This is a genomic window from Streptomyces sp. (assembly GCF_050698815.1).
In the GTDB taxonomy this organism is placed as follows: Bacteria; Actinomycetota; Actinomycetes; order Streptomycetales; family Streptomycetaceae; genus Streptomyces.
Genome location: NZ_JBOHCV010000485.1, coordinates 1 through 5861, shown reverse-complemented (window position 1 = coordinate 5861; position 5861 = coordinate 1). Strand labels below are relative to the sequence as shown.

Here is a 5861-nt window from a genome sequence, read left to right as displayed (position 1 = left end):
ACCAACGACGTGCTCTCCCTCGGGCAGGCCCGCCTGTGGCGGCGGGCGACGGTCCGCGCTGTCGACCCCCGCCCGGGCGAACGCGTACTGGACCTCGCGGCGGGTACGGGCACCTCCGCGCAGCCGTTCGCCGCGGCCGGGGCGTACACCGTGCCGTGCGACTTCAGCCTCGGAATGCTGCGCGAGGGCAAGCAGCGCCATCCGTGGCTGCCCTTCACCGCGGGCGACGCGACCCGACTGCCCTTCCGGGACGGCGCGTTCGACGCCGTCACGATCTCCTTCGGGCTGCGGAACGTCCAGGACACCGATGCCGCACTCCGCGAGCTGCACCGGGTCACCGCGCCCGGCGGCCGGGTCGTCATCTGCGAGTTCAGCCAGCCCACCTGGACCCCGTTCCGCACCGTCTACACCGAGTACCTGATGCGGGCCCTGCCGCCGGTCGCCAGAGCGGTCTCCAGCAGCCCCGACGCCTATGTGTATCTCGCCGAGTCCATCCGCGCCTGGCCGGACCAGCCCGCCCTGGCCGCCCGCCTCCAGCGTGCGGGCTGGTCGAAGGTGGCGTGGCGCAACCTGTCGGGCGGCGTGGTGGCCCTGCACCGGGGCGTACGGACCTGACCGGGCCATGCGCGGCCGTCCCGAACTGGCCTCTTAGACTGCCCTTGTCCAGCGCCCAACCTTTGCGGGAGACCTCGTGTCCGAGACCCTCACCTCCGAGCGGACCGCCGATGTGATCGTCGTCGGTGCGGGCCCCGCCGGGGCCACCACCGCCTACCACCTGGCCCGCAGCGGGCTCGACGTGCTGCTGCTGGAGAAGACCGCCTTCCCGCGCGAGAAGGTGTGCGGCGACGGCCTCACCCCCCGTGCGACCAAGCAACTGGTCGCCATGGGCATCGACATCTCCGAGGAGGCGGGCTGGCTGCGCAACAAGGGCCTGCGCATCATCGGCGGCGGACAGCGCCTCCAGCTGGACTGGCCGGAGCTTGCCACCTACCCGGACTACGGACTCGTGCGCAAGCGCGACGACTTCGACGAGCAACTGGCCCGGCAGGCGCAGAAGGCCGGTGCCCGCATGTACGAGCGCTGCAACGTGGGCGAGCCGGTCCTGGACGCCGCGGGCCGCATCACCGGCGTGCACGCCAAGCTGGGCGAAGAGAAGACCCCCGTCACCTTCCACGCCCCCATCGTCGTCGCGGCCGACGGCAACTCGACCCGGCTGTCGCTCAAAATGGGCCTGCACCGGCGTGAGGACCGTCCGATGGGCGTCGCGGTGCGCACGTACTTCACCTCACCCCGCCACGACGACGACTATCTGGAGTCCTGGCTGGAACTGTGGGACCGGCGCGGCGCGCAGGACCGGCTGCTGCCCGGCTACGGCTGGGTCTTCGGCATGGGCGACGGCACCAGCAACCTCGGTCTGGGCGTACTCAACACCTCCGAGGACTTCAAGGAACTGGACTGGCGCGAGGTACTCAAGGCGTGGTGTGCGTCCATGCCCGAGGAGTGGGGCTTCACCCCGGAGAACATGACCAGCCCCATCCGCGGCGCCGCGCTTCCGATGGCCTTCAACCGGCAGCCGCACTACACCCGGGGGCTCCTCCTCGTCGGCGACGCGGGCGGCCTGGTGAACCCGTTCAACGGTGAGGGCATCGCGTACGCCATGGAGTCGGGCGTCATCGCCGCCGAGACCATCGTGCAGGCGCAGGCCCGCGCGACCCCGGCCCAGCGCGAACTGGCCCTGCGCCGCTACCCGAAGATCCTCAAGGAGACCTACGGCGGCTATTACACCCTCGGCCGCGCCTTCGTGAAGCTGATCGGCAACCCCAAGGTGATGAAGGTGGCCACCGAACGCGGCCTCTCCCACCCGGTCCTGATGCGCTTCGCCCTCAAGATGCTGGCCAACCTCACGGACCCGTCGGGCGGCGACGCGATGGACCGCGTCATCAACGGCCTCAGCAAGGTCGCTCCGCGCGCGTAGGCGGCGGCGCACCCCGCGGCGCCCCCGCCAGCACCACACACACCAGGAAGGCCCCACCGTTGCCGGTGGGGCCTTCGGTGCTCTGCACGAGCGGTGTGCGGAGCCTGGTGCTGCGTCCCGCTGTACGGGCTGTTCGACTGGCTCCGCGACTACTGGACGCGCACCGCGCCTGTCGGCGGGTCCCAGTCCAGGGTCTTCTCGGCGACGCCCGTTTCAGGGTTCTGCGCGCCGATGTACTTGCCGTCCCCGATGTAGACGCCCACGTGGTACGCGCTGCCGGCGCTGCCCCAGTACAGAAGGTCGCCCTTCTGCAGCGAGTCGAGGGAGACGGAGGTACCGGCGGTGGACTGCGGCTGCGAGGTACGCGGGAGGCTCACGCCGATCTGCTTGAAGGCGGCCTGGGTGAGGCTGGAGCAGTCGTAGGCGTTGGGGCCGCTGGCGCCCATGACGTAGGACTTGCCCACCTGGGCCTTCAGGAAGCTGATCATGCCGGCGACGTTGCCGCCGCCGGTCGAGAGGGCCGTGCGGTCGCTGGAACGGGAGGCACGCTCCGCGGCCTTGGCCGCCTTCTCGCGGGCCGCCTCGGCCTTGCGCTCGGCCGCGGCCTCCGCCTTCTCCTTGGTCTTCCGGGCCTGCTCCCGCGCGTCGCCGGCGGCCTTCGCCTGGGCCTCGCGCAGTTCGTACTTCAGAGCGGTGGTCTTGAGCGAGTCGGCTGCCTGAGCGGTGGAGCCCGTGACGGAGCCGCTGACCGCCGCGGTCTCGGCCGTCTTGGCGGTGTCGGCCGCCTCGACCGACGTGTTCTTCGTTTCGGACGCGGAAGCGGGGGACACCGCTGTCGTCAGGGCGATGGTGCCCATGACGCCGCCCGTCAGGCCGGCCCGCAGCGCCTTGTCGATCTTCGCGGCGCGCGGTTTCCGGTGTCTGGCTATGTGAGCGTTCGGGGACATGGGGCATGGATAGCAGGACTGCGACGATCCGTTCAAAGAAGGTGCGATGCGCCACAGTCGGCGCGTAACCGCCCAGTTGGGTGCTTGTTGATCTCCGAAGGTCTCGGACCGGTCACGGCCGATGCCCAACTACGCGCCCGTGACCACGCAGTTGCCCTGATTGTCCGCATTGCTCCCGCGTGGTATCACGGGCCGAACAACCGCGCAAAGGTGGTAGGGGCTGCCACAGCCCCCCGTGGTACAGGTCACCTGTCGAGTGTCAACTCTCAGTATGAATGGGGCATTGGAGCTCTATCACCCTCTTCATCCCCCTCGCCCCTTTTGTGATTCCTGAGAGCGGATGCACCAGTGGTACGGGAGGGGAAGTTTGTGCCGACGTTCACGATCCCCGCCGGACGAACGGCGATCCCCGGCAATCGAACAACTATCCCCGCCATGCGAACAGTCATCCCCGGCGAACCACCAACGCCAGGCAATCCGGACGGGACCCCGCTCGCCCGCGCGCACGGGTCTCACCCACTCCCCGTACGGGTCTCGTTCACGACGCGCACGGGTCTCGGTCCGGTATCAGCCGAGACCCCTGATAGCGAATTTGCCGGTGCACCTTTTCGCCTGTTAGAGGACGGCACTTCAGGCCGTGCGACCACGCCCGCAACGTCACCTGAGGTGATCGCCCCGAGGCTTCGCGTACGTAGATCAGCACCCCTCTGACGAGGTGATACACCGTCAGGTGGCGGAGATCACAAGCTCCTGCGGGGACCCCGTGTCGCAGATCACAGGGCCCGGGCATAAGATGCCTCCCGCAAGGGCTTGTGAACTGCCTCACATAGAAGCGATCTTGGTGGGGTGGATCACGAGCCCGGCGGTCAGCCGGCAGTCAGCGTCGACAGTCCGCCCGGGCCCACCTGCCCGGGAGGCACCCCACGGTCGACTGGAAGGAGCGGGGAGCGGTGAACGCCTACACGCCAATCCTTGTACTGGGAGCCATCGCGGCGGGGTTCGCGGTCTTCTCGGTCGTGATGGCCTCGATCATCGGCCCCAAGCGCTACAACCGGGCCAAGCTGGAGGCGTACGAGTGCGGCGTCGAGCCCACTCCGCAGCCGGCGGGCGGCGGGCGCTTCCCGGTCAAGTACTACCTGACGGCGATGCTCTTCATCGTCTTCGACATCGAAATCGTCTTTCTCTACCCGTGGGCGGTCCACTTCGACTCCCTCGGGATGTTCGGCCTCGTCGAAATGCTGATCTTCGTCGCCCTCATCGGCGTCGCGTACGCCTATGACTGGCGGCGCGGCGGCCTGGAATGGGACTGAGGGGCAGGGGAGAAACACCATGGGAATCGAAGAAAAGCTGCCGAGCGGCTTCCTGCTGACCACCGTCGAGCAGGCCGCGGGCTGGGTGCGCAAGTCGTCCATGTTCCCGGCGACCTTCGGGCTCGCCTGTTGCGCCATCGAAATGATGACCACCGGCGCCGGACGCTACGACCTCGCCCGCTTCGGCATGGAGGTCTTCCGCGGCTCACCCCGGCAGGCCGACCTCATGATCGTGGCCGGGCGCGTCAGCCAGAAGATGGCCCCGGTGCTGCGGCAGGTCTACGACCAGATGCCCAACCCCAAGTGGGTCATCTCGATGGGCGTCTGCGCCTCGTCGGGCGGGATGTTCAACAACTACGCGATCGTTCAGGGCGTCGACCACGTCGTGCCGGTCGACATCTACCTGCCCGGCTGCCCGCCGCGCCCCGAGATGCTGCTGGACGCGATCCTCAAGCTGCACCAGCACGTGCAGGGCGAGAAGCTCGGCGTCAACCGTGAGCAGGCGGCCCGCGAAGCGGAGGAAGCCGCCCGCCAGGCGCTCCCGACGATCGAGATGAAGGGGCTGCTCCGGTGAGTAAGGAGAACGCGAACGGCAACGGCGCCAACGGCAACGGCGAAGCGGCGGCCAACGGCTCCGTCCCCGCCCCGCGCGGTGACGCCGGTGAGGTCATCGGCGTACGCCACGGCATGTTCGGCGCCGACAACGGCGGCGACACCTCCGGTTACGGCGGCCTGGTCCGTACGGTCCGGCTGCCCGGCGCGACCAACCGCCCCTACGGCGGTTGGTTCGACGAGGTCGCGGACGAGCTGGAGGGCGCCCTGGAGGAGCAGGGCCTGGCCCCGGGCGACGCCATCGAGAAGACGGTCGTCGACCGCGGCGAGCTCACCTTCCACGTCGCCCGCGAGCACCTGCTCCAGGTGGCCCGCACGCTGCGGGACGACCCCGCCCTGCGCTTCGAGCTGTGTACGGGCGTGACCGGCGTGCACTTCCCCGGTGACAAGGGCCGCGAGCTGCACGCCGTCAATCACCTGCGCTCCATCACCCACAACAGGGTGATCCGGGTGGAGGTCAGCGCCCCGGACGGCGACCCGCACGTCCCCTCCCTCGTCGAGGTCTACCCGACCAACGACTGGCACGAGCGCGAGACGTACGACTTCTTCGGCATCGTCTTCGACGGCCATCCCGCGCTGACGCGGATCATGATGCCCGACGACTGGCAGGGCCACCCGCAGCGCAAGGACTACCCCCTCGGCGGCATTCCGGTCGAGTACAAGGGCGCCCAGATTCCGGCTCCCGATCAGCGGAGGTCGTACAGCTGATGAGCACACCCGGTACACACGCACCCGCGGGCATCCGCGAGACCACCGAGGGCACCGTCTACGACGTCACCGGTGGCGACTGGGACGAGGTCGCCGCCGCCGCCGCCCGCAGTGACGACGAGCGGATCATCGTCAACATGGGCCCGCAGCACCCGTCCACGCACGGCGTGCTCCGGCTCATCCTGGAGATCGACGGCGAGACGGTCACCGAGGCCCGCTGCGGCATCGGCTACCTGCACACCGGCATCGAGAAGAACCTCGAATACCGCACGTGGACGCAGGGCACGACCTTCGTGACGCGGATGGACT

At 69.1% G+C, this 5861-nt stretch carries 6 protein-coding genes and 1 pseudogene; 6 read left to right on the top strand and 1 reads right to left on the bottom strand.

The window, feature by feature from the left end; all coding sequences use genetic code 11:
• A partial coding sequence (locus ACRDP3_RS17475) for a demethylmenaquinone methyltransferase (protein ID WP_431517887.1) occupies positions 1-615 on the top strand: 615 nt, incomplete at its 5' end.
• Between the two features lie 76 nt (positions 616-691).
• Positions 692-1975, top strand: a complete 1284-nt coding sequence (locus tag ACRDP3_RS17470) for a geranylgeranyl reductase family protein (RefSeq protein WP_431517886.1) — start codon at positions 692-694, stop codon at positions 1973-1975.
• A gap of 149 nt (positions 1976-2124) precedes the next feature.
• On the opposite strand, the gene ACRDP3_RS17465 is transcribed toward ACRDP3_RS17470, so the two are convergent.
• Positions 2125-2922 carry a C40 family peptidase gene (locus tag ACRDP3_RS17465; protein WP_431517885.1) on the bottom strand — a complete coding sequence of 266 codons (798 nt, stop codon included), beginning with the start codon at positions 2920-2922 and terminating at the stop codon, positions 2125-2127.
• Positions 2923-3872: 950 nt separating this feature from the next.
• Between ACRDP3_RS17465 and ACRDP3_RS17460 the strand changes: the two genes are divergently transcribed.
• The 4 genes and pseudogenes from ACRDP3_RS17460 to ACRDP3_RS17445 form a co-directional block, all read left to right on the top strand.
• The gene (locus ACRDP3_RS17460) at positions 3873-4232 is read left to right on the top strand and encodes an NADH-quinone oxidoreductase subunit A (protein ID WP_431517884.1); all 360 of its coding nucleotides are present in this window, start codon (positions 3873-3875) and stop codon (positions 4230-4232) included.
• 19 nt (positions 4233-4251) lie between these two features.
• Positions 4252-4806, top strand: coding sequence for a NuoB/complex I 20 kDa subunit family protein (locus ACRDP3_RS17455; RefSeq protein WP_431517883.1), 555 nt, complete (start codon positions 4252-4254; stop codon positions 4804-4806).
• Positions 4803-5552, top strand: a complete 750-nt coding sequence (locus tag ACRDP3_RS17450) for an NADH-quinone oxidoreductase subunit C (protein ID WP_431517882.1) — start codon at positions 4803-4805, stop codon at positions 5550-5552. Before ACRDP3_RS17455 ends, ACRDP3_RS17450 begins: the two co-directional genes overlap by 4 nt.
• Positions 5552-5861, top strand: a pseudogene (locus ACRDP3_RS17445) (NADH dehydrogenase subunit D); the annotation flags it as partial. The gene ACRDP3_RS17450 and the pseudogene ACRDP3_RS17445, both read left to right, overlap by 1 nt.

Excerpts from the sequence above, each read along its gene's own strand:
- ACRDP3_RS17465 (WP_431517885.1), bottom strand. The coding sequence starts at position 2,922 with ATGTCCCCGAACGCTCACATAGCCAGACACCGGAAACCGCGCGCCGCG.
- ACRDP3_RS17455 (WP_431517883.1), top strand. The coding sequence starts at position 4,252 with ATGGGAATCGAAGAAAAGCTGCCGAGCGGCTTCCTGCTGACCACCGTC.